This window comes from Mesorhizobium sp. B2-4-1 (assembly GCF_006442185.1).
In the GTDB taxonomy this organism is placed as follows: Bacteria; Pseudomonadota; Alphaproteobacteria; order Rhizobiales; family Rhizobiaceae; genus Mesorhizobium.
The window spans coordinates 270,829-290,424 of the sequence record NZ_VFVN01000003.1 but is presented as its reverse complement, the minus strand read 5'-3'; the positions used below and the strand labels follow the sequence as shown (position 1 = coordinate 290,424).

General features: G+C 63.4%; 30 protein-coding genes. All 30 read left to right on the top strand.

Translation table 11 applies throughout. The annotated features are described in order from the left end of the window. Position 1 precedes the first annotated feature (1 nt). On the top strand, positions 2-1,237 hold the full coding sequence (cbiE, locus tag FJ949_RS09960) for a precorrin-6y C5,15-methyltransferase (decarboxylating) subunit CbiE (protein WP_140495565.1): 1,236 nt from the start codon (positions 2-4) through the stop codon (positions 1,235-1,237). Next, on the top strand, positions 1,234-1,620 hold the full coding sequence (locus tag FJ949_RS09955) for a cobalamin biosynthesis protein (protein WP_140495564.1): 387 nt from the start codon (positions 1,234-1,236) through the stop codon (positions 1,618-1,620). Before cbiE ends, FJ949_RS09955 begins: the two co-directional genes overlap by 4 nt. Further along, positions 1,617-2,381 carry a precorrin-4 C(11)-methyltransferase gene (cobM, locus tag FJ949_RS09950; RefSeq protein WP_140495563.1) on the top strand — a complete coding sequence of 255 codons (765 nt, stop codon included), beginning with the start codon at positions 1,617-1,619 and terminating at the stop codon, positions 2,379-2,381. Before FJ949_RS09955 ends, cobM begins: the two co-directional genes overlap by 4 nt. Continuing rightward, complete coding sequence (gene cobA / locus FJ949_RS09945; protein ID WP_140495562.1) at positions 2,378-3,196, top strand: uroporphyrinogen-III C-methyltransferase; 819 nt, start codon at positions 2,378-2,380, stop codon at positions 3,194-3,196. Before cobM ends, cobA begins: the two co-directional genes overlap by 4 nt. After that, complete coding sequence (locus tag FJ949_RS09940; RefSeq protein WP_140495561.1) at positions 3,193-4,506, top strand: cobyrinate a,c-diamide synthase; 1,314 nt, start codon at positions 3,193-3,195, stop codon at positions 4,504-4,506. Before cobA ends, FJ949_RS09940 begins: the two co-directional genes overlap by 4 nt. Before the next feature lie 3 nt (positions 4,507-4,509). Next, positions 4,510-5,286 carry an adenosylcobinamide-GDP ribazoletransferase gene (gene cobS, locus FJ949_RS09935; RefSeq protein WP_140495560.1) on the top strand — a complete coding sequence of 259 codons (777 nt, stop codon included), beginning with the start codon at positions 4,510-4,512 and terminating at the stop codon, positions 5,284-5,286. Between the two features lie 24 nt (positions 5,287-5,310). Next, positions 5,311-6,321, top strand: coding sequence for a nicotinate-nucleotide--dimethylbenzimidazole phosphoribosyltransferase (cobT, locus tag FJ949_RS09930; RefSeq protein ID WP_140495559.1), 1,011 nt, complete (start codon positions 5,311-5,313; stop codon positions 6,319-6,321). 39 nt (positions 6,322-6,360) lie between these two features. Continuing rightward, complete coding sequence (locus FJ949_RS09925) at positions 6,361-6,624, top strand: hypothetical protein (RefSeq protein WP_140495558.1); 264 nt, start codon at positions 6,361-6,363, stop codon at positions 6,622-6,624. A 326-nt stretch (positions 6,625-6,950) separates the two neighbouring features. Further along, positions 6,951-7,400, top strand: a complete 450-nt coding sequence (locus tag FJ949_RS09920; protein WP_140495557.1) for a helix-turn-helix transcriptional regulator — start codon at positions 6,951-6,953, stop codon at positions 7,398-7,400. Continuing rightward, positions 7,397-7,582 (top strand): hypothetical protein, encoded by a 186-nt coding sequence (locus tag FJ949_RS09915; protein WP_140495556.1) that lies wholly within the window; start codon positions 7,397-7,399, stop codon positions 7,580-7,582. The genes FJ949_RS09920 and FJ949_RS09915 overlap by 4 nt, the downstream gene beginning before the upstream one ends. 27 nt (positions 7,583-7,609) lie before the next feature. Next, entirely contained in the window at positions 7,610-7,954 is a 345-nt protein-coding gene (locus tag FJ949_RS09910) for a hypothetical protein (RefSeq protein WP_140495555.1), read from the top strand. Continuing rightward, the gene (locus tag FJ949_RS09905; RefSeq protein ID WP_140495554.1) at positions 7,951-8,553 is read left to right on the top strand and encodes a hypothetical protein; all 603 of its coding nucleotides are present in this window, start codon (positions 7,951-7,953) and stop codon (positions 8,551-8,553) included. The genes FJ949_RS09910 and FJ949_RS09905 overlap by 4 nt, the downstream gene beginning before the upstream one ends. Positions 8,554-8,555: 2 nt before the next feature. Beyond that, complete coding sequence (locus FJ949_RS09900; protein ID WP_140495553.1) at positions 8,556-8,936, top strand: hypothetical protein; 381 nt, start codon at positions 8,556-8,558, stop codon at positions 8,934-8,936. Then, the gene (locus FJ949_RS09895; protein ID WP_140495552.1) at positions 8,933-9,202 is read left to right on the top strand and encodes a hypothetical protein; all 270 of its coding nucleotides are present in this window, start codon (positions 8,933-8,935) and stop codon (positions 9,200-9,202) included. Before FJ949_RS09900 ends, FJ949_RS09895 begins: the two co-directional genes overlap by 4 nt. Further along, positions 9,199-9,513 carry a hypothetical protein gene (locus tag FJ949_RS09890; RefSeq protein WP_140495551.1) on the top strand — a complete coding sequence of 105 codons (315 nt, stop codon included), beginning with the start codon at positions 9,199-9,201 and terminating at the stop codon, positions 9,511-9,513. The genes FJ949_RS09895 and FJ949_RS09890 overlap by 4 nt, the downstream gene beginning before the upstream one ends. A 1-nt stretch (position 9,514) precedes the next feature. Further along, positions 9,515-9,796, top strand: a complete 282-nt coding sequence (locus FJ949_RS09885) for a hypothetical protein (protein WP_140495550.1) — start codon at positions 9,515-9,517, stop codon at positions 9,794-9,796. Further along, a complete protein-coding gene (locus FJ949_RS09880) occupies positions 9,789-10,151 on the top strand; it encodes a hypothetical protein (RefSeq protein WP_140495549.1) in 363 nt (120 codons plus the stop codon). The genes FJ949_RS09885 and FJ949_RS09880 overlap by 8 nt, the downstream gene beginning before the upstream one ends. After that, a complete protein-coding gene (locus tag FJ949_RS09875) occupies positions 10,144-10,593 on the top strand; it encodes a hypothetical protein (protein WP_140495548.1) in 450 nt (149 codons plus the stop codon). Before FJ949_RS09880 ends, FJ949_RS09875 begins: the two co-directional genes overlap by 8 nt. Further along, positions 10,586-12,211, top strand: coding sequence for a DEAD/DEAH box helicase (locus tag FJ949_RS09870; protein WP_140495547.1), 1,626 nt, complete (start codon positions 10,586-10,588; stop codon positions 12,209-12,211). Before FJ949_RS09875 ends, FJ949_RS09870 begins: the two co-directional genes overlap by 8 nt. A gap of 117 nt (positions 12,212-12,328) precedes the next feature. After that, the gene (locus FJ949_RS09865) at positions 12,329-13,000 is read left to right on the top strand and encodes a hypothetical protein (RefSeq protein ID WP_140495546.1); all 672 of its coding nucleotides are present in this window, start codon (positions 12,329-12,331) and stop codon (positions 12,998-13,000) included. Positions 13,001-13,100: 100 nt separating this feature from the next. After that, positions 13,101-13,370, top strand: coding sequence for a DUF2312 domain-containing protein (locus tag FJ949_RS09860; RefSeq protein ID WP_140495545.1), 270 nt, complete (start codon positions 13,101-13,103; stop codon positions 13,368-13,370). After that, the gene (locus tag FJ949_RS09855; RefSeq protein ID WP_140495544.1) at positions 13,370-13,603 is read left to right on the top strand and encodes a hypothetical protein; all 234 of its coding nucleotides are present in this window, start codon (positions 13,370-13,372) and stop codon (positions 13,601-13,603) included. Before FJ949_RS09860 ends, FJ949_RS09855 begins: the two co-directional genes overlap by 1 nt. After that, positions 13,600-14,370: a hypothetical protein gene (locus tag FJ949_RS09850; RefSeq protein ID WP_140495543.1), complete on the top strand. Its 771-nt coding sequence runs from the start codon at positions 13,600-13,602 to the stop codon at positions 14,368-14,370. Before FJ949_RS09855 ends, FJ949_RS09850 begins: the two co-directional genes overlap by 4 nt. Next, on the top strand, positions 14,367-17,081 hold the full coding sequence (locus FJ949_RS09845) for a DNA polymerase (protein ID WP_140495542.1): 2,715 nt from the start codon (positions 14,367-14,369) through the stop codon (positions 17,079-17,081). Before FJ949_RS09850 ends, FJ949_RS09845 begins: the two co-directional genes overlap by 4 nt. Continuing rightward, entirely contained in the window at positions 17,078-17,548 is a 471-nt protein-coding gene (locus FJ949_RS09840) for a sigma-70 family RNA polymerase sigma factor (protein ID WP_140495541.1), read from the top strand. Before FJ949_RS09845 ends, FJ949_RS09840 begins: the two co-directional genes overlap by 4 nt. Continuing rightward, entirely contained in the window at positions 17,545-17,727 is a 183-nt protein-coding gene (locus tag FJ949_RS30310; protein ID WP_181173138.1) for a hypothetical protein, read from the top strand. The genes FJ949_RS09840 and FJ949_RS30310 overlap by 4 nt, the downstream gene beginning before the upstream one ends. Further along, a complete protein-coding gene (locus FJ949_RS30305; protein WP_181173136.1) occupies positions 17,724-18,023 on the top strand; it encodes a hypothetical protein in 300 nt (99 codons plus the stop codon). Before FJ949_RS30310 ends, FJ949_RS30305 begins: the two co-directional genes overlap by 4 nt. Continuing rightward, complete coding sequence (locus FJ949_RS09835; RefSeq protein WP_181173134.1) at positions 18,020-19,087, top strand: hypothetical protein; 1,068 nt, start codon at positions 18,020-18,022, stop codon at positions 19,085-19,087. Before FJ949_RS30305 ends, FJ949_RS09835 begins: the two co-directional genes overlap by 4 nt. Then, positions 19,087-19,263 (top strand): hypothetical protein, encoded by a 177-nt coding sequence (locus FJ949_RS30300; protein ID WP_181173132.1) that lies wholly within the window; start codon positions 19,087-19,089, stop codon positions 19,261-19,263. The genes FJ949_RS09835 and FJ949_RS30300 overlap by 1 nt, the downstream gene beginning before the upstream one ends. Continuing rightward, on the top strand, positions 19,263-19,553 hold the full coding sequence (locus tag FJ949_RS09830; RefSeq protein WP_140495539.1) for a hypothetical protein: 291 nt from the start codon (positions 19,263-19,265) through the stop codon (positions 19,551-19,553). The genes FJ949_RS30300 and FJ949_RS09830 overlap by 1 nt, the downstream gene beginning before the upstream one ends. The last annotated feature ends 43 nt before the right edge of the window (positions 19,554-19,596 follow it).

Sequence of the window (19,596 nt, the reverse complement as noted above, 5' to 3'; positions counted from 1 at the left end):
CATGCCTGCTAAGAGTCTACGCGGCGCCAACCAAAAATGGCTCACCATCGTCGGCATAGGCGAGGACGGTGTAGCCGGTCTCGGCGACGAGGCCAAGCAGCGGATCGCCGACGCTGAAATCATCTTTGGCGGCAAGCGGCATCTGGCGCTCGTCTCATCATTCGCCAAGGGCGATCCGCGCCCATGGCCGGTTCCCTTCGATGCCGAGATGCACGACGTGCTGTCGCTCGCCGGCAAGCGCGTTTGCGTTCTTGCCTCCGGCGATCCCTTTTTCCACGGCGTCGGCGTCACCCTCGCCCGCAAGGTTAAGCCGCGGGAGATGCATGTCATTCCCGCGCCCTCGGCCATTTCGCTGGCGGCCGCTCGCCTCGGCTGGGCGCTGCAGGACATCGAAACCATCTCGTTGCATGGCCGCCCCATCGACCTGATCCGGCCATTGCTGCAGCCCAACGCGCGTATCCTGGCCCTGACATCCGACGGCGATGCACCGGCGGCAATCGCCCGCCTGCTCACCGAGCTTGATTTCGGCGCCTCGCGGTTGACGATCCTGGAGGCATTGGGCGGGCCGAACGAGAACCTGCGCACGGCCCGGGCCGATGCGTTCAACCTCGAAAACATCAATCCGCTCAATGTGCTGGCGCTCGAAATTGAATCTGGTCCGGATGCGCGTATCCTGCCTTTGACATCAGGCCTCGCCGATCATCTGTTCGACCATGACGGCCAGATCACCAAGCATGAGATCCGCGCCATCACGCTGTCGGCGCTGGCGCCGAGGCGCGGCGAACTGCTGTGGGATGTTGGCGCCGGCTCCGGTTCCATCGGCATCGAATGGATGCTCGCCCATTCCTCGATGCGCGCTGTTGCCATCGAAGCCGACCCGATCCGCGCCGCCCGCATCGCCCACAATGCTGCCGCGTGTGGCGTTCCCGGACTCATCGTGGTCGAAGGCAGCGCTCCCAAGGCGCTTGCAAGGCTCGATACGCCAGACGCGATTTTCATTGGCGGCGGCGGCAGCGACGCCGGCGTGCTGGCCGCCGCCATCAAGGCGCTGCGCACCGGCGGCCGCCTCGTTGCCAATGCGGTGACGCTGGAAATGGAGACGCTGCTTCTTGCCCGTCATACCGAGCTCGGGGGCGATCTGACCCGCATCGCCATATCCCGCGCCGCGCCTGTCGGTTCGATGCAGGCCTGGCGGCCGGCGATGCCGGTTACCCAATGGAGTTGGATCAAGCCATGATGGTCGCGGGCATCGGCAGCCGAAAGGGTGTAAGCGTCGAGGACGTGCTTGCCGCGATAGAAACCGCGCTCGAAGCGCACGGGCTGGCGATGACGGCGCTCTCGTCGCTCGCCACCGCCATGCTCAAGAAAGATGAACAGGCGATCGCTGCCGCAGGTCGCACACTCAACCTTCCCGTCATCGTCGTCGATGAGGCAGCGCTTAAAGCAGCGTCGACGAAGGCGCTCAGCAACTCCAGCCTCTCGCAGGGTCTGGCCGGCACACCGTCGGTTTCCGAAGCATCGGCGCTGGCCGTCGCCGGCGAAGGCGCCAGGCTGCTGGGACCACGCATCGTGCTCGGCCCGGTCACCTGCGCCATCGCCATCAGCGGAGACGCGGCATGACCGTGCATTTCATCGGCGCCGGTCCGGGCGCCGCCGACCTCATTACCCTGCGCGGCGCGCGGCTGCTGGCAAGCTGCCCGGTCTGCCTCCATGCCGGCTCGATCGTGGCGCCCGAATTGCTGCAGCATTGCGCCCCGGGAACGAAGCTGATCGACACCGCGCCGATGTCGCTCGACGAGATCGAGGCCGAATATCTGGCCGCCCACAAGGCCGGCCATGATGTCGCGCGGCTGCATTCCGGTGACCTGTCGGTATGGAGCGCGGTTGCCGAACAGATCCGCCGGCTGGAAAGGCACGGCATTCCCTACACGCTGACGCCGGGCGTTCCCTCTTTCGCTGCCGCGGCGGCTGCTCTGCGGCGCGAGCTGACCATTCCCGAAGTCGCCCAGAGCCTGGTGCTGACCCGCGTCTCCGGCCGCGCTTCAAAAATGCCGCCTGGCGAAACGCTGGCCGGTTTCGGCCGCACCGGCGCCACGCTTGCCATTCATCTTGCCATCCACGCCATCGATCGCATCGTCGCCGAGCTGACGCCGCTCTATGGCCGCGATTGCCCGGTGGCGGTCGTCTTCCGTGCCTCCTGGCCGGACGAGCGCGTGCTGACCGGCACGCTGGAAACCATCGAGGCACAACTGGCCGCCGACCCGATGGAGCGTACGGCCATCATCTTCGTCGGCCGCTCGCTGGCGGCGGAAGGCTTTGGCGAGAGTTCATTGTACGACGCGCATTACCAACGGCGTTTTCGCGGACGGGACGGATTGTGAGCGACAGCACCAAAAATAAGGGCGAGAACGCCGCGCTCCAACAGGCGCTTGCCCGGCTGAACTTCAAGCCGCGGACGCTTGAGCCCGGCCATGTCTGGCTCGCCGGCGCCGGCCCCGGCGATCCCGGCTGCCTGACGCTGGAAGTGCTGGCGGCGCTGAGTGAGGCGGATGCGCTGGTCTACGATGCGCTGGTCTCCCCGGACGTCGTCGCGGTTGCCGAAAACGCCGAGCTTTTCTTTGCCGGCAAGCGCGGCGGAAAACCCTCGATGAAACAGGACGACATAACCGCCCTGCTGGTCCGGCTGGCGCGCCAGGGCCGCCGCGTCGTCAGGCTGAAGGGCGGCGACCCCTATATTTTCGGCCGTGGCGGCGAAGAGGCGCTGGCGCTGGCGCGGGAAAACATCCCGTTCCGCGTCCTGCCCGGCCTCACCTCGGGCCTCAGCGCGCTGGCCGCCACCGGCATCCCCGCGACCATGCGCGGCATCAACAAGGCGGTAATCCTGGCGACCGGCCATGCCGCCGGCACCGATGACGATCTCGACTGGGCCGCGATCGCGCGCACCGGCCAGCCTGTCGTGGTCTACATGGGCATGGCCAATCTGCCTGTGATATCGGCCGCATTGCTCGACGGCGGGCTGGCGCCATCGACGCCGGCGGCGGTGATCGTCGCCGCGACGACGCCGCAGGAGCGCATCGTCGTCGCCACGCTGGCCACCATCGCCGAGGAAGCCGCCGCCGCCGGCCTGTCCGCACCGGCGCTGATCGTCGTCGGCGGCATCGTCGCCATGCGCGCGGCGCTGGCGGGTGCATCGTGAGCGCCCGCGCGATCATCGTCGGCGCGCCGCGCTCCGGCTCGGGCAAGACCAGCGTCACCATCGGCATTTTACGCGCACTCACTCGGCGCGGCCTGAAAGTACGCGGCGCCAAGTCTGGCCCCGATTACATCGATCCCGGCTTCCACACCGCCGCCACCGGCCTGTCCGGCGTCAATCTTGACAGCTGGGCGATGTCGCCGTCGCTGCTCAACGCACTGGCCGTAAATGCCGCCGACGACGCCGATTTTGTTATCCTCGAAAGCGCCATGGGCCTGTTCGACGGCATTCCGGCCGCGCCGGGCCGCAGCGGTTCGGCGGCCGATCTCGCGCGGCTCTACGGCCTGCCGGTGCTGCTGGTGCTGGACGTTTCCGGCCAGTCGACCACGGCAGCGGCCGTCGCCAAGGGGTTCGCCATCTACGATCCGGAGGTTCGCATGGCGGGCATCGTGCTCAACCGGCTGGGCAGCGAGCGCCATCGCCGGCTGTCCGGCGACGCCATCGAGGCGATCGGCCTGCCGGTCGTCGGCGCCATCCTGCGCGATCCCACGCTCAACTTGCCCGAGCGCCATCTCGGCCTCGTCCAGGCCGGTGAATATGATGACCTGATGGCGCATCTCGACCGGTTGGCCGACATGGCGGAAAAGTCGCTCGACCTCGACGCCGTCATGGCGCTGGCAACACCTCTCGCCCCGGAGCCCGGCAGCTTCGACGATGCGCTGCAGCCGCCCGGCCAGCGCATCGCACTTGCCGAGGATGCCGCCTTCACCTTTCTCTATCCGCACGTCGCGGCCTACTGGCGCAAGGCCGGCGCGGAGATCGTTCCGTTCTCGCCGCTCGCGGACGAGGCGCCTGACGACAGCTGCGACGTCTGCTGGCTGCCTGGCGGCTATCCCGAGCTTCACGCCGGCCGTCTCGCCGCCGCTGCGAATTTTCGGAAAGGAACGGCAAGGTTCGCCGGGACGAAGCCCATCCATGGTGAGTGCGGTGGCTTCATGGTGCTTGGCGAAGCTCTGGAAGATGCATCTGGCGAAACGCACAAAATGCTCGGCCTGCTCGGCCATTCAACCAGCTTCGCCAAGCGCAAGATGAACCTCGGCTATCGCGAAGCGCGGCTGCGCGCCGACTGTCCGCTCGGCCCGCGGGGCGCGCTGATCCGCGGGCACGAATTCCATTATGCGCAGATGACGGCGGCCGGTGATGACGAGCCCCTGGCCGACCTCGCCGACGGGCAAGGCAATCCGATCGGCGCCTCGGGCTACCGGCGCGGCCAAGTCAGCGGCACCTTCTTCCATGCCATCGCAAGGGGCTGAGGCATGAAGTTCCCGAAGGTCACCCTTTCGCCCCGGCAAATCCCCAGCGATGTTGCCCTCTGCCTGGTCTTCTTCACCAGGCTGCCCTTGCCCGTCATCGACTTTCGCGGCCGCAGCCTTGCCGCCGCGATCTGGGCCGCCCCGGTCGCCGGCCTCGTCGTCGGCCTGATCGGCGCCATCGTCTTTGCCACGGCGGAACGGTTTGGCCTTGCCATCGGGTCGGCGGCAGCCCTTGCCCTGGTTGCAACCGCGGTCACCACCGGCTGCCTGCACGAGGACGGGCTGTCCGATGTCGCCGACGGTTTTGGCGGCGGCAACACGCGCGGTCGCAAACTGGAGATTATGCGCGACAGCCGAATCGGCGCCTATGGCGCCATGGCGCTGGCGCTGTCGCTGCTCATCCGCTGGAGCGCTCTGTCGGAATTCGTCGATCCCACACAGGCCCTCTTCGCCCTCTTGGCCGCCCATGCCGCCTCGCGCGGTGTATTCGGCGCCTTCATGCATCTCTTGCCGCCGGCGCGCGACGATGGCCTCTCGGCCGGCGCCGGCACCGTCTCGCGGGAAATCGCCATAGCCGGCGCCGTGCTCGGCGCCATCCCGCTCCTCCTGCTTGGAATCGGCGGCGCCATCGCCGCGCTTATCCTGCTCGGCCTGCTCTTTGCCGCCTTCCACGCGCTTTGCCTCAACCAGATCGGTGGCCAGACCGGCGACACGATCGGCGCTATGCAACAGGTGAGCGAAATCGCGGTGCTGCTCGTCGCTTCCGTAGCCCTTTCCTGACTCTGTTTCGGAGAATTTCCTTCCATGCCTTTCAAATCCCTAGATGAATTGCGCGCTGCTTGCCTCGACCTGCCTGATGGCGATGACGCCGCCGCGAGCGCGGTCGCTCGCCGCCAGGACACGTTGACCAAGCCGCAGGGCAGCCTCGGCCGGCTTGAGTCCATCGCCGCGTGGCTGGCGCGCTGGCAGGGCCGCGACATGCCTAGGCTCGAGCGGGTGAAAGTTTTCGTCTTCGCCGGCAACCACGGCGTTACCGCGCAAGGCGTGTCGGCTTATCCTTCGGAAGTCACGGTGCAGATGGTGGCGAATTTCGCCGGCGGCGGTGCGGCCATCAACCAGCTCGCCCGCATCGCGGGCGCCGAACTCGACGTCATTCCGCTCGATCTCGACCATCCGACCGGCGATTTCACGCAAACGCCGGCGATGGACGACAAGGCATTTCTTGCCGCCGTCTCGGCCGGCTACGATGCGGTGACTGATGATCTCGATCTCGTCTGCTTCGGCGAGATGGGTATCGGCAACACCACGCCGGCCGCCGCGATCTCGGCGGCGCTGTTCGGCGGCGATGCCGAAAAATGGACCGGACGCGGCACCGGCGTCGACGATGCCGGCCTCGAGCGCAAGGTGGTTGCCATCGAATCGGGCTTGAAGCGCCACGCCGCCATTCTTGCCGACCCCCTGGGGGTTGCCGCGGCGCTCGGCGGCCGCGAACTCGCCGCCATCTTCGGCGCCACGCTTGCCGCCCGTCACATGGGCATACCGGTGCTGCTTGACGGCTTCGTCTGCACCGCAGCCGCAGCACCTTTGGCAAAGCTGCACTCCACAGGCCTTGCTCATACGATCGCCGCCCACGTCTCGGCTGAATCGGGTCACCGCGGCCTGCTCGAAGCGCTCGACCTGCCGCCGCTGCTCGACCTCGGCATGCGGCTCGGCGAAGGCTCCGGCGCTTGCCTCGCCGTCAACATCGTCCGCTCGGCGCTGGAGTGCCATGCGAGGATGGCGAGCTTTGCCGAGGCCGGCGTGTCGGAGAAGTAACATCTTCCGGTTGTAGCGATTCTCGAATAGATCTGGTGGATGAAAAAGCTTCACCCGGCTGCCGCTGCTATGACTATCGCCGTGCTGCTTGCTGGTGTGCTTCGGCACAGTGGATATTCAACTTACGGCCCGATCGACACCGCAATTCTCGTTGTTTTTCTGATTTTCTTCTGGTGGCTCATCAGCGATTTCTCAGGCGGAAAGGCCGCCATTGATGCCGACGACGGTCGGAGCGCGGACAACGGCATGGCTTTTCGGTTCGGCAGGTTTCTGAGCCGCGTTTTTCGGCGCGGCCAATCGTAGTCTTTGACCAAGCTACAAAATCCTACATCTCTCCTGGCCAAAGGCGGCCCGGCGGCGAAAGCAGCCGATGAACGAGCGCGGCAATTGAACCGGCCTATTCAGGGTCTTTCCACCAAGTCTTTGAAGAATTTGGTGGGTGCGCACAGGATTGAACTGTGGACCCGCTGATTAAGAGTTAGCGGGGACTTTCGGGTGTAAGTACCTGAAATCGCTAGCAGCCTCTTGAAAAACCTCGTCATTCCGATCGCCAAAGAGCGACAAAGTCGGAAATAGCGGGTGTGTTCGGCAGCACGATGTCGAACACACCCTCGGGTCAACGAGGAAATATGTCCATACAACCAATGGGTGCCGGGTCGAAAAAGCCCTGGCCTGAAGGCACCATCGAAGACTGGCAGCAAGGGGCCAGCTATGGGTGGCTCGCGGACAAGTACGGACGATCGTACAGCACGGTCGTCAAGCTTGTGCGTCGAGCCAAGGAAATGGGGACGAAGCGGATCGAAATCACATCGAGCAGGCGCAGGGGCGGCCGGTTGGCCCTCGCCGGCCAGAAGCCTTTGAGCTATGGCCACCACTCGATCGGGATCCGCCTCAACAAGTTCCGGGAAATCGATCACGCCTTCACTTACCAGGAGATGGCTGATCAAATCCGGGTCAACCGACTCACGGTGCGGAAGATGGAGCTCGGGCTCCACGACTTCACCGTTCGGGAGCTGCAGAACCTGGCTTCCGTGATGAGCACCACGATAGAGGAGTTGATGAGACCATTCGCATCATGATCGACGAGCGCATGAAAAATTACTGGGGCGCCGTCCGCGGCCTGCGGACGTCCCCCAGCGCCAAGAGCAGGGCAGACTGGCTCAAAGGCCCGTTCCAGCTGGCTATCACGCTGGAGAAGGACCCCAGGCTCCGAGCCCTGCTCATGAGCATCCACAACACGGAAATCAAACAGCCGGCCTAGTGCCGGCTTTTTTATTGGGAAAACGAAATGAACGACAACCTGAAACCAACCATCGACGAACTGCTGTCGCTGAAGGCTAAGATCGAGCCGCTGGAGGCTCGATACGAGCAGCTCAAGGAGCTCATCCGCCCCGCCGGCGCCGACACCTACGACATCCCCGGCAAGGGCAAGGTCATCGTCTCGGCCGCGGTTGAGCGCCGGGTTAAGGGCTCGGAGATCGTGATCGACCCCGTCAAACTCGAGACGGCCGACCGAAAACTGAAAGCCAAGCTGTTCGAGCTTGGAATTCTCAAGACCGAGACCACCTATACAAGGGCGTCGAAGGCGAAGGTCGAAGTCCAGCTCGCAGAGGAGGTCAAGAAGGCAGCGTGAACGGCATACACTGGGAGGGCGACATCGCCTTTCTCCTGCAAGGCGAGAGGATAACAACCGCCTTCAATTTTGAGATCCCAAGTCCGTTCGAGCCGAGCAAGAACCCCTGCGATCATCGCATCGATCTCAGAGCTGAAGTCGATCCCTCCCGCTTTCCCGCCGACCCGCTGGTAGACGCCATGTCACCCGTTCCCCAAAACATGGGGGACCAGGCGGTGTTCACCTCGCAACAAGACCTCTCCATCGTCCTCGCGACACTCGCCAGGATGTCGGGCCCAACGCGGCTCCCGATCGCTCCGTTCTGGAGCTTTCGACCCGACAAGATCATCAGATCCCTCGGATACACCAATGTCCAGCCTCTCGTCCTGACCGGCGTGCGGGCCAAGGACAAGCGGTTCGTTGATCAGGTCCTGGAGGCCGCTCCTTACCTGCCCCGCCGGCTTGTCTTGCAGGGCGAACCCACCCTCGTCCTCCGGCCGGAGGCGAGACGAACAATCAGTACTCTAGGGCAAGTGAATATCGCCGACCTCGTGTCCCTACCTTGGGAGGCGTACGGCGCCCATTTGCTCAAACAGCACATGCTTTCAAAAGGACACTGAACATGAAACAGTCAAACGTCATCGCCGCCGTCTTCCACACCTCCGAGTACAATCGCTCGAAGAAGTACCACTATTTCTGCCCGTACCCAGTCGCCGTGAACGACCACGTCATCGTCGACAGCCCGTATGGCGGCTACACCTGCGTCAAGGTCGTCGACATCCTCCCGAACGGCTCGGTCAAGGCGACCAAGCGCGTCATCCAGGTGGTCGACGACACCGATTACAAGGCGGCGGCCCAGCGCGAGCAGCGCATCGCCGAGATCGAGGCCGCGCTCGACAAACGCGCCAAGGAGTACTCGAAGCTCCAGTTCTTCAAGCAGCTCGCCGCGGTCGACCCGACCGTCAGGCAGCTGGTCAACGAGCTGGACACGTTGGTGGCATGAGCGATCACCATCGCTTCTGCCGGATCAGGTACTGGAAGAGGAACGGAGATGGTTTTCTCAGTTCCTCCTCCAAGGACGAGGACTGGGACGAGTGCGTGGTAGGGCCACTGAGCACCTACTCCCCCTACGGCGAGCAGCGTTTCAAGCGAGACCCCAACTCTGAGTACCAGATCCAGAGTCTCGTCTCCCTTTTGCGCCAGGCCTACGAACTCGGCCAGCGCGCCAAGCTCCGTGAAATCCAAAACACCCTGGGGATCAACTCATGATCGACCACGACCTGAAAGTCCTGCGGTCCATCGCAGGCGACCCTGACGCGATCGACGGATGGGGCGCCGCTGTCGGCGCCTCACTCGGCTATCTGCAGGGCTCCGGCTACGTCACCCGGGGCATGGCGCCGATACTCACCGACAAGGGCTGGGCCTATCTGCGCGCCGAGGGCATCGAGATCCCCGGCAAGCTGGAGAGCTTCGAAGGCCAGCTCCGGCGCGTCCGAAACGCCAGCCGTGACGGCTGGTACCGCTTCCACGAGCACCGCGATCGCACGGGCTACTGCGACAATCCTGCACGAGGGTACTGACATGATGACCATTCGGGAGTTCAGCCACAAGGCTGAAGCCATCTCCAAGGCCTCTGCCCGCTACGAGCAGCTCCACAAGGCACTCCATTGGCTGGACGAACACGAGAAGGGCAACGACATCAAGCCGGTCTTCAGTGGGCACATAGCGTCATGCTGCACCGGCTACAAAGAGCTCATGGAGTTGTTGGGCGAACTCAGCCAGAGCCGGATGAAGGACATCATCTGGGAGTTCAAAGATTTCGCCGCCAAACAGCTCATGGAGCTCGACAAGAAGTATGGCTGACCTCCTCTTCTTCGAGCAGGCAGTCAAGAACGCCGACGAAATCCAACTCTACGAGAGCCCCGGCTTGGTCGAGGATGGATGGTATCGCTATGAGGACAGCTCGTCGTCCACGCCCTCCATCCACCTGCGCCGGTTCCGGGTGCTCCGCGAGACGCCGAAGGGCGTTTGGCTGGACGACTGGAGCCGGGAACGGTTCGTCCTGAAGGACGCCAACAAGCGCTGGGCCTACCCGACCATCGAGCTCGCCCGCGAGTCCTTCCTGATCCGCAAGCGCCGGCAAGTCCAGCACCTGAAAATCTATCTTGAGCACGCCGTGGCTGTGCTCACAGCAGCGGAGAAATTCTTCAATGGGTAGCACCAACGACAAAGCCTGGGTGCCCGTACGAAACGGCCCCTTCTACTGCTCGCCCCGGTGTGGTGGTGGCAAGTTCTGTCGCCATGAATGGTATGTGGCGGCCAAGCGCAACGCCGAGGCTCTTGCCGCCCGGATGGGCGACGGCTGGCAGGTCAAGATCTGGGAGAACCTTGGCTGGCACTACACGGTGGAAAAAGGCCACGTGACGATCCACGTCAACGAGGACCGCAACGCGCCGTTCGACCCCCAAGCCGGCTATCCCGTCCGCTCGTATTCGGCATGGATCCAGCCAGGTGTCGTGATCGCCGACCATGTCATCCAGATCATCGAAGCCGCTGAGAACCCTGAAGACGCTTTGGGCTTCGCAGTCCAGGCGGCGCGCACCGCGATGTCTCGCATGGCCGCGGCTCTGGAGGCTTTGCACGAGGTGACCGATGGATGACGGCGTCTCGCTCCGCGATTACCAGATCGCCGACCTCGCCTACTATATCCGCAACCCGAAGTGGCTGAACCTGTCCGACCCGGGCACGGGTAAGACCCCTTCGGTGTGCGTATATCAGTGGTGGCTGTGGAAGGAGCATGGCGTCGGTTCTGCGTTCGTCATGCCCCTTTCCCTGCTCAAGAAGAACCGGGACGAGATCCTCCGCTTCACGAATTTCAAACCCGATGAAGTGACGATCGTCACGGGCCTTCGGCCGCTGTCACCCGCCCAACAGAAGCTCGCAGAGACGTTGCTCGAGTGGGACCACACCCGACGCAAGTACGAGCTGTTCGGCTCGCAGAAGGTCACCTTCAAGGCACTCCTTACCGCCGGCGTGGCCCGCAAGGACATGACCATCGACCGGCGGATGCTCACGGCCAGGACCAAGCTGCCGTACGAGCTCGCCAACCCCGGCAACACCAAGGTGTTCCTGATGGGGTTCGATGCCTTCTCGACCCACTGGGAAGCACTGCCGCGGTTCGTCAAGGCGGTCCAGGTCGACGAGATCCACAAGGGCTACAAGGGCGATGCTTCGCAGCGCACGCAGGGCTTTTACGACTCCTTCTTCAGGGGTCCGATGGAGTATTTCGGCGGGATGACGGGCACGCTGGTCTCCGGCCGCCTGGACAGCGCCTACCCCGCGATCCGCGTGATCGAGCCGCGCTACTACCCCTCCTACAAGGGTTTCTACTACTACCACTCGATCGAGGACCCGATCACCGGGAAGCTCAAGGCGTGGCGCAACCACGAGAAGCTGTCGGCCATCTTCGGCAAGCACGGCATCCGCCGGACCTTCGAGATGGTTTACGGCAAGGAGGCCAAGGTCATCATCCCCGAGTGGGTGGAGATGTCCGAGAAGCAGCGCGAGATCTACAACAAGTTCAAGGACGAAGCCTTCGTCGAGTTGGAAAAGTTCTACCTCGACGGCACCCAGCCAGGTGTGGGCTTCATCCGCGCTCGCCAGATCATGGAGCATCCGAACGTGTTCCCGGATCTGTCCGACCCGGAGAGCGGGAACACCATCGACATCATGAAGGGCTCCCGCTGCGGAAAGGAGGAACGCCTCGACATCCACTTCGAGGACCACGCCCGCACCGGCAAGCCGCTGATCGTCTACGCCGCGCTCAAGCCCCAGCAGTACCGGATCCTGGAAATGGCCCGTGCCTACGGGCTGAAGGCTGACATCCTGAATGGTGACGTCTCGCCTAAGCAACGAGGCGAAATCGACTTGGCGTTCCGTGAGGGCCGCCTGAACTGCATCATCGCCTCGCCGGCCGTGGCCGACGTGGGCTTCAACTGGCAGTTCTGCGGTGACCAGGAGGTCGATCACATGATCTTCGCCTCGCTGGACTTCCTCGACACGACGGTTCTGCAAGCCTACCGGCGGGCGATCCGTGGCAAGCGTGGCTCTCCGCTGCGCATCACGGTCCTGCTCTACGAGGACAGCCTAGATAACCGCATCACGTTCATCATCTACCAGAAGAGCTTGGACGCTCACAAGGTGGACCCGACGCACGAGGTGCTGAAGCTCTACGAGCACAACATAGAAGGAGAACAAGAGCTGAAAGAGGCCGCATAAAAAGAACGCGGTACTCTAGGACAAGAACAAAAGGCCCGTCGCAATTCGGCGGGCCTTTCTTATTTCAAGCCTACCGCACGCCGCGGTGATGAAAACGCAAAACGAAGGAAACTGTGAATGAACAATATCGACGCTGCCATCAGCCAGGCCACCGCCGCCGCCGCCAACATCCCCCAGGAAAATGCGAACAACAACGTCGGCACCGCCGTCGCTGCCGCTTCGCAGAACCAGGGTGCTGTCGCCACTGCCGGACGCCCGATGGGACTGGACGACGCAATGGCGGGTGCCGTCGTGGTCGATGAATGGCTGAAGGTGAACGAACACGGCCTGCAGATCGGCGCCAAGAAGCCGCTTCTGGAAGAGTTCAGGGCGCGGATCGACCTGTCCGACGTCGGCTACAGCGAGTCGGTCAAGTACGGCAACCCGGCCACCTACCGGAAGACCTACGACCGCGTGATGACCACGGACGGCGCGACCTGGGCCCGGGCCCTGTCGGAAGCCCGTGCGGTGGACCCGAAGGCCCGCCCGTACAAGTCCGCTGACATCCAGATGGAAATCCTGGACGACATCAAGCTGAAGGACGAGACGGTTTCGGCCGGCACCATCCTCGGTCACTCGTTCTCGACGACCGGCTTCAAGAGCTTTGCGAAGCTCGTGAAGCAGATGACCAAGGACGGTGCTGACCCGGCCGGCGACACGATCGAGGTCACGGTGGGCTACTTGGAGCAGGCTTCCAACGGCAACACCTGGGGCATCCTCGACTTCCGCGACTACAAGGTCGTGGGCTGACCCCTCCAGCCGGGGTCGGCCTCTGATCCAAGCTCCCCGGCTTAGTGATCGGGCGGGGTAACTCCCGCCCGATTTTTTGTTTCAACTCCCGGAGAACATCATGGACGAGAATGAAAACAGCCAAGTCGTGGCTGCTGGACAACTGCGTGCTTTCATCGAACGCATCGAGCGGCTCGAGGAAGAGAAATCCACGATCAGCGACGACATCAAGGAAGTCTTCGCCGAGGCCAAGGGCACCGGCTTCGACACCAAGGCGATGCGCAAGATCATCGCCCGTCGCAAGCTCGACGCGGCGGAGCGCCAAGAAGAGGACAGCATCCTCGAACTGTACGAGGAAGCGCTCGGCATGGCGACGGCCGAGGCCGAGTGATGGAGCGCCGTTCCTTCCTCAAGGCGTTGGGGCTCGCCGCCGTCTTGCCGGCGGCGGCGGCATCCGTCGCCAAACCGGCGGCTAAGCCCCTGGTTTCGAGCGCCGCCGACGACACCTCCGTCAAGACGGTGTTGCTACGCGATTTGCAGATCGGCACGATCCATGCCGGCGTGCTCCACGCCCCCGGCATGGATATCAACCTCACCAAGGGTCACCTGGAGTTCTTCGGGTGATCCGCCTGTACGACATGAACTCGTACCTGCGCGTCGAGCTGGAGACTGACGTCTCCGGCTTGGCGCCACGCAACTTCATGCAGGACGTGTTCGCCTGTCCCGACCCAGTGATCTGTGTTTGGGACGGTCCAAAGGGAAGCCAGACCCGCCGCGATATTTTTCCGGGATACAAGGTCGGCCGTAAGGCACCGGACTCCGGCATCTACAACGGCTTCCACCTCACCCAAAAAGCCCTGGAGCACTCGAAGGCGGTTCAGATCAAGGTCCCCGGCTACGAGGCCGACGACGTGCTGGCCCTCCTCGCCCGCCGCTACGCCGCCAGGGGCCACCTCGTTGCGATCTACTCCAACGACAAGGACATGTGGCAGCTCGTCGGGGAATTCCCGAAGAACGTTGTGTGTGGTGCCAACCCGATCAAGGGTGTCGCGCCCAAACACACCCGGCTTTTCAAGACCTGGTGCGGGGACTCGTCGGACAAGATCCCCGGCGTCCCGCGCTTCGGCGAGAGCCTCTGGTTGGAGAACGGCCCCGATCGCCTCCAGCGCGCCACCGACAAGATCTTCGCCGGCCAGGATGGCTGGCAAGCCGGCGTGAAGCTCCAGCCGAAGATGCTCGCCTGGATCGAGCAGAACCCCGAGCAGCTGAAAATCTACTGGGACATCGTCGGTTTCCTCGACGTCCCGGAGGAGCTCGTCACCGAGCACACGATGATCGGTCAGCCCGACTACGCGAAGGCCGATGCCTCACTGAAGGAGTTCATGCAATGACGATCAAGACCGTGCTGGTCGACGCCCGCAACGTCGACCAGTTGATCCCCCACATCGTCACCCAGGTGAAGGCTAACCCCTTCAACGGCCTGGACTGCGAAACGCAGGACGATGCGCGCCACGACGGCCTGAACCAGTTCATGAGCGTCGATCCGGCGAGCCGGAAAAAGTCCAAGGCCAAGAAGCTGGTGTTCGACATGCGCCGGACGGTCATGACCGGCTTCTCGATCTATCCCGAGACATCCGACACGGCCTACTACCTGAACCTGGCGCACGCCGACGTGGAGAACCGCATCCCGTGGGAAGCTGCCAAGGCCGTGCTCGACGCCAAGGCGGCCGATGCGTTCTGGATCGCGCACAACGCGCCCTACGAGTTGAGCGCATTCAAGTCTTGTTTCGACTTCGACCTGCCGGAGATCATCTGCACTCTGCAGATGTGTGTGTCGGCCTACGGTCCCGACGAATATGACATCAACAATTTCCGCTACGCCGGCCGCGGCGCCTTCGCTCCCCTGATCCCGCAGATGATGCAACTCTGCTCGCAGGGTGGCTTCGACGTCGAGAAGGGAGACTTCAACGACAGCCGCCTGGCCGAGATCGTCTATTCGATCATCGGCAAGCAGTCGAAGGCGGCGCACAGCTACAACGGTTACGTCAACGATCTGGCCTACGGCTACGGCCTGAAGAAGGCAGTCAAATCGTGGTTCGGCCACAACATGACGACCTTCGAGCAGGTGTTGGGCGACAAGGCTCACATGGGTGAGCTCACCGGCGAAGAGGTCGCCGACTACGGCGCCGACGACGCCTACTGGGCACTGCGCCTCTTCCGTCGACTGCTCCAGTACATGGTCGACACCAACCGCGACGTCACCCAGACGTTCTTCAACCAGGAAAACCCGATGGTCCACCTCTTCGCGCAGATGCGCCAGGTGGGCATGAAGGTCAACTTCGACAACATTCTGGCTCGCCGAGCCGAGGAACGGGAGAACACCGCCGAGGTCCTTCGCCGGACCAAGACGAGCGTGAAAGCACTGCTGCCGTTCCCCGAAGAGCGCCACCCCGGGCTGGAGAAGCGGGACAGCTGGTATCAGAAGAGCGCCGACAAATATCGCAAGCAGGTCGAGGACTGGTCCAAGCTGCCGGACGAGGCAGACGCCTTCAAGCAGTGCTTGCAGGTTCGCGGCGCCGTGTCGAATGCCTGGGCGTCCGAGCGGGGCTACCCTGAACCGAAGGGGGTCAACCTCTCGCACTACATGCCCATGCGGACGATCTTCTATGACCTGACCGGCACCAAGGTGATCGTCAGCCAGAACAAGACGCAGTCCGACGCCGAGGCGCGCGGTAAGCTGATCGACCGGTTCAAGGAGGACGGCCACGAGATGGCCAAGAACCTCCTCGTGTCGATGGGTGAGCTCGCCAGCATCGAGCAGCGCATGAAGCTCTACCTGACGCCCTACAGCCAGCTCACCGACCCGGAGACCGGCCGGATGTATCCGACCGTCACCTCCATGCTGGCATCCCGGCGCATGGCCTGTGAAGACCCGAACGCAATGCAGCTCGCCAAGCGTGGCGAGAGCACCTACGTCCGCGGCTTCTTCGAGGGCGACAACGAGAACCACCTCGTCCTCTCCCGCGACTGGTCGGCCGTCGAGCTCGTCATCATCGGCGAGTTGAGCCAAGACCCGGTGTTCATCGACGCCTACTGCCAGGTCCCGCACAAGGATCTGCATCTGGGCTCGGCGACTGCGGTGTTGGCGGCCGACTGCGAAGGTCTGACCGAGGGCGTCTTCAAGGCGCTGGCCAAGTTCAGCAACGTGGACGAGTTCCTGGAGCAGTTCGGCCACACCTTCACTAACCACGATCGGATGTTCACCAACCTCAAGGGTGAGCCGCTCGAGCCGGCGAAGGCCTACAAATACTGGCGTACTGAGGCCGGCAAGAACTCGAACTTCAACTACTGGTTCTCGGGCTGGCTGGCGACCATCGGTGAGCGGATGGGCTGGTCCCAGGAAAAGACCAAGATGGCTACCGAGCGTTATCGGGATCGCTTCTCGGTCGCCGAGGGATGGCGCACCGGTTTGATCGAACAGATCGCCCGTGAAGGCGTCGTCCACCTGCCGGACAGCCACCGCCGTGTTCGGTGGGAGGCCACCAACCAGTGGATGATGTCGTTCAAGCAGAAGTTCGACATGGGCAACGGCGCCGAGCTGGCGAGCTACAACGCGCTCGTCCACTGGATCGCGAAGAAGATCCAGAAGCGAGCCCATAACCAGGGTGTCAACTCGGTCGTCCAGGGCACCTGCGCCACGATCGCCAAGCGCACTGCGCTTCGCGTCATGGCGAGGATGAAGGAGATGGGTTGGGACTTCCGCATCATGCGGCTCATGGTCCCGATCCACGACGAGCTCGTGTTCTCGATCCACCACAAGCATGTGCTCGACGGCATCCAGATGCTCGGCGAGTGCATGAACAACCACCCGGACATCTTCAAGGCCTGCAAGCTCGACAGCTCACCGGCCCTGGGTGTCACCTTCGAGCCCTACGACGCGAAGAAGGCACCGGGCGGCCAGATCGAGCTCTACGAGGCGCCGAAGCTCCCCGGCGTCCTGCCCGAGGACACCGAGGGCAACCGCCTGAACGACGACCAGGTCTTGGCCGTCGTCGACTACCTGATGTTCCAGAAACGCAAACTCATCAAGGAAGCCGCATGACATTTGAGGAGGAACTGGTGGGGCTACGGCCCCACCTCTTCCGGCAGGCAATGAAGCTCGCCCGGACCATCGAAGGGGCCGAGGATCTTGTGCAGGACACCATGGTGAGGGCTCTCACCAACAAGGACAAGTTCCAGCCCGGTACAAGCCTTGGGGCTTGGACCTTCACCATTCTGCGGAACCACTTCTTCTCGGGAGCGCGCCGTGAAGGCCGGATTATCGACGACCCGGGTGACTTCCATGCCAACGCGATGGCGATCGAGGCGCCACAAGAACACCGGGAGGAGTTCAGGGACTTCTGCTCCGCATTTCGCTCCCTCCCGCACAAGATGCAGCAATCCCTCTACCTGGTGGGAATGTTGGGCCACGAATACGACGAGGCCGGAGAGATCCTTGGTGTGCCCACCGGCACGATCAAGAGCCAGGTTCATCGAGCAAGAACGAAACTGGAGAAGATACTCGCATGAAGCTGCGGCTGATCGCTCGTCATATCCGTGACGACCAAGACTACGAGATCGAGGACATCGATCCCGATGCCGACGTCCAAACCCTCCTCTCCCGAATGGAAGAGGAGATCAAAGCCAATCGAGCCGAGGGCTCGAACTGGCGCTTTTCCATCCAGCCCACTGAGGAGGCTTACAGATGAGCATCATCACCGCCAGGGCGAAGCTCCTGGCGATTGCCGATCGCGCACCCACCGAACTCGGCGTCGAGATCATCGATATCGTGGAGCAGGAAATGTTCCGGGCGCCGCCCATCCGGAAGGCTCGCAGCAAGTCGACCAGCCTCACCGAGGGCATGCGCCGGCGCATCAAGCGCTACGCCCACGAGAACCCCGACGCCACGTTCCACGAGATCGCCACCCACCACAACGTGTCGATCGGCCGCGTCTCCGAAACCCTCAACGACAAATACCCCACCAGAAAGGCCGCCATCCAGTGATTTCATCCAATCCCATCTACAAGCTCGACACCCAGGGCCGTCTCCGCAGCTGGCGATACGAGGTCGACAGCAACCGGTGGCGCTCGATCTCCGGCCTGGTCGACGGCGCTCAGACGCCCACCGACTGGACGGTCTGCTTTGCCAAGAGCCAGGAGACCAACGAGGCCCAGGCCCGGTTCGAGGCCGACGCCGAGGAGCGCAAGAAGCTCGAGCGCCAATATCACCGGACGCCCGAGGCGTGCGCCACGCCGAACTTCTTCGAGCCGATGCTCGCCAAGAGCTACAAGGGCAAGGTCCAGTTCCCGATCGCCAGTCAGCCGAAGCTCGACGGCATCCGGTGCATCGCCCGCGCCGAGGGCCTGTTCAGCCGCCAAGGCAAACCGATCGTCTCCGTCCCGCACATTGAGGCCGAGTTGGCGCCGCTCTTCGTCGCCGACCCTGACCTGGTGCTCGACGGTGAGCTCTACAACCACGATCTGAAGGCCGACTTCGAGCAGATCGTCTCGCTGGTCCGCAAGCAGGAACCGAACCCGGCGACCGCCGGCGTGGTCCAGTACCACGTCTACGACATCCCGTCGTTCGAAGGCACGTTCTTCCAGCGCGCCCCGGTCTACAACGCAATGCTGCAGGGGTACACGCACGTCTTTCCGGTCGAGACCCGCATCGCCTTCAACCAGGCCATGTTCGACAAGGACTACGAGGAGTTCCTGGAGGGCGGCTGGGAAGGCCAGATGGGGCGGCTCGATGCCATCTACGAGATCGGCAAGCGCTCGGCCCACCTCCTGAAACGCAAGGAGTTCCAGGACGCCGAGTTCAAGATCGTCGAGGTGTGCGAGGGCCAGGGCAACTGGTCTGGCTACGCCAAGCGTCTCACCGTCGAGCTGCCGGACGGGCGCACCTTCGGCGCTGGCATCGCCGGCACGCAGGACTTCTGCCGTAAGCTATTGGAGGAGGCCACCGAGTGGGTCGGCCGCCAGGCGACGATTAAGTTTTTCACCCCGACCGGCGACGGCATCCCGCGGTTCCCGGTTGCCATCAAGTTTCATGAAGGAGCGCGCCTGTAATGGAAGACACCCCCGAACAGCGGGCCAAATATGAGGCCTTGCGCGACTACAACAGACGCTCGTTCGAGCTGGAGGAGATGCGCCAGTTCTCCAAGGCCGCCACAAGCGGCCAGGGCAACCGCAAGCAACGCCGGCAGATGCAGGCCGAGCTCAACAAGATGATGAGGAAACGCTAATGGGCTTCCCCGCACCATTCGTCGGCTCTCGGCCGATCGCAGCACCAGAGGGCCGGGACGACATCCTCCCGGGCCACTTCTTCACCAACAGGCGCTTCGTCGTCAGCGCCTGGCAGCTCACCCCCGAGGAAGTCGCCGTGATCAACCACAACGGCGGCAAGATCTTCGTGGCCGTGGGGACCGGCGAGGCCTTCTACCCGACGCTTGTCGGTTCCTCGGAGTCGGTCAGGATGATGCTGATCGACTACGGCGGCACGTTCCCTAGCCAGCCGGTGGAGGTGCTTGTTTGAAAACTCCCTATCACCAGGCTCTCCACGCGTGTGGGGAGCGATA

What these genes read in the sequence shown, in the direction of transcription:
- FJ949_RS30305 (WP_181173136.1), top strand. Translation starts at nt 17,724, where the DNA reads ATGAGCATCATCACCGCCAGGGCGAAGCTCCTGGCGATTGCCGATCGC.
- FJ949_RS09860 (WP_140495545.1), top strand. Translation starts at nt 13,101, where the DNA reads ATGGACGAGAATGAAAACAGCCAAGTCGTGGCTGCTGGACAACTGCGT.
- cobS (WP_140495560.1), top strand. Translation starts at nt 4,510, where the DNA reads ATGAAGTTCCCGAAGGTCACCCTTTCGCCCCGGCAAATCCCCAGCGAT.
- FJ949_RS09925 (WP_140495558.1), top strand. Translation starts at nt 6,361, where the DNA reads ATGAAAAAGCTTCACCCGGCTGCCGCTGCTATGACTATCGCCGTGCTG.
- FJ949_RS09920 (WP_140495557.1), top strand. Translation starts at nt 6,951, where the DNA reads ATGTCCATACAACCAATGGGTGCCGGGTCGAAAAAGCCCTGGCCTGAA.
- FJ949_RS09895 (WP_140495552.1), top strand. Translation starts at nt 8,933, where the DNA reads ATGAGCGATCACCATCGCTTCTGCCGGATCAGGTACTGGAAGAGGAAC.
- FJ949_RS09915 (WP_140495556.1), top strand. Translation starts at nt 7,397, where the DNA reads ATGATCGACGAGCGCATGAAAAATTACTGGGGCGCCGTCCGCGGCCTG.
- cobT (WP_140495559.1), top strand. Translation starts at nt 5,311, where the DNA reads ATGCCTTTCAAATCCCTAGATGAATTGCGCGCTGCTTGCCTCGACCTG.
- FJ949_RS30310 (WP_181173138.1), top strand. Translation starts at nt 17,545, where the DNA reads ATGAAGCTGCGGCTGATCGCTCGTCATATCCGTGACGACCAAGACTAC.
- FJ949_RS09845 (WP_140495542.1), top strand. Translation starts at nt 14,367, where the DNA reads ATGACGATCAAGACCGTGCTGGTCGACGCCCGCAACGTCGACCAGTTG.
- FJ949_RS09830 (WP_140495539.1), top strand. Translation starts at nt 19,263, where the DNA reads ATGGGCTTCCCCGCACCATTCGTCGGCTCTCGGCCGATCGCAGCACCA.
- FJ949_RS09885 (WP_140495550.1), top strand. Translation starts at nt 9,515, where the DNA reads ATGATGACCATTCGGGAGTTCAGCCACAAGGCTGAAGCCATCTCCAAG.
- FJ949_RS09890 (WP_140495551.1), top strand. Translation starts at nt 9,199, where the DNA reads ATGATCGACCACGACCTGAAAGTCCTGCGGTCCATCGCAGGCGACCCT.
- cbiE (WP_140495565.1), top strand. Translation starts at nt 2, where the DNA reads ATGCCTGCTAAGAGTCTACGCGGCGCCAACCAAAAATGGCTCACCATC.
- FJ949_RS09855 (WP_140495544.1), top strand. Translation starts at nt 13,370, where the DNA reads ATGGAGCGCCGTTCCTTCCTCAAGGCGTTGGGGCTCGCCGCCGTCTTG.
- FJ949_RS09865 (WP_140495546.1), top strand. Translation starts at nt 12,329, where the DNA reads ATGAACAATATCGACGCTGCCATCAGCCAGGCCACCGCCGCCGCCGCC.
- FJ949_RS09840 (WP_140495541.1), top strand. Translation starts at nt 17,078, where the DNA reads ATGACATTTGAGGAGGAACTGGTGGGGCTACGGCCCCACCTCTTCCGG.
- FJ949_RS09910 (WP_140495555.1), top strand. Translation starts at nt 7,610, where the DNA reads ATGAACGACAACCTGAAACCAACCATCGACGAACTGCTGTCGCTGAAG.
- FJ949_RS09900 (WP_140495553.1), top strand. Translation starts at nt 8,556, where the DNA reads ATGAAACAGTCAAACGTCATCGCCGCCGTCTTCCACACCTCCGAGTAC.
- FJ949_RS09870 (WP_140495547.1), top strand. Translation starts at nt 10,586, where the DNA reads ATGGATGACGGCGTCTCGCTCCGCGATTACCAGATCGCCGACCTCGCC.
- FJ949_RS09880 (WP_140495549.1), top strand. Translation starts at nt 9,789, where the DNA reads ATGGCTGACCTCCTCTTCTTCGAGCAGGCAGTCAAGAACGCCGACGAA.
- FJ949_RS09955 (WP_140495564.1), top strand. Translation starts at nt 1,234, where the DNA reads ATGATGGTCGCGGGCATCGGCAGCCGAAAGGGTGTAAGCGTCGAGGAC.
- FJ949_RS30300 (WP_181173132.1), top strand. Translation starts at nt 19,087, where the DNA reads ATGGAAGACACCCCCGAACAGCGGGCCAAATATGAGGCCTTGCGCGAC.
- FJ949_RS09875 (WP_140495548.1), top strand. Translation starts at nt 10,144, where the DNA reads ATGGGTAGCACCAACGACAAAGCCTGGGTGCCCGTACGAAACGGCCCC.
- cobM (WP_140495563.1), top strand. Translation starts at nt 1,617, where the DNA reads ATGACCGTGCATTTCATCGGCGCCGGTCCGGGCGCCGCCGACCTCATT.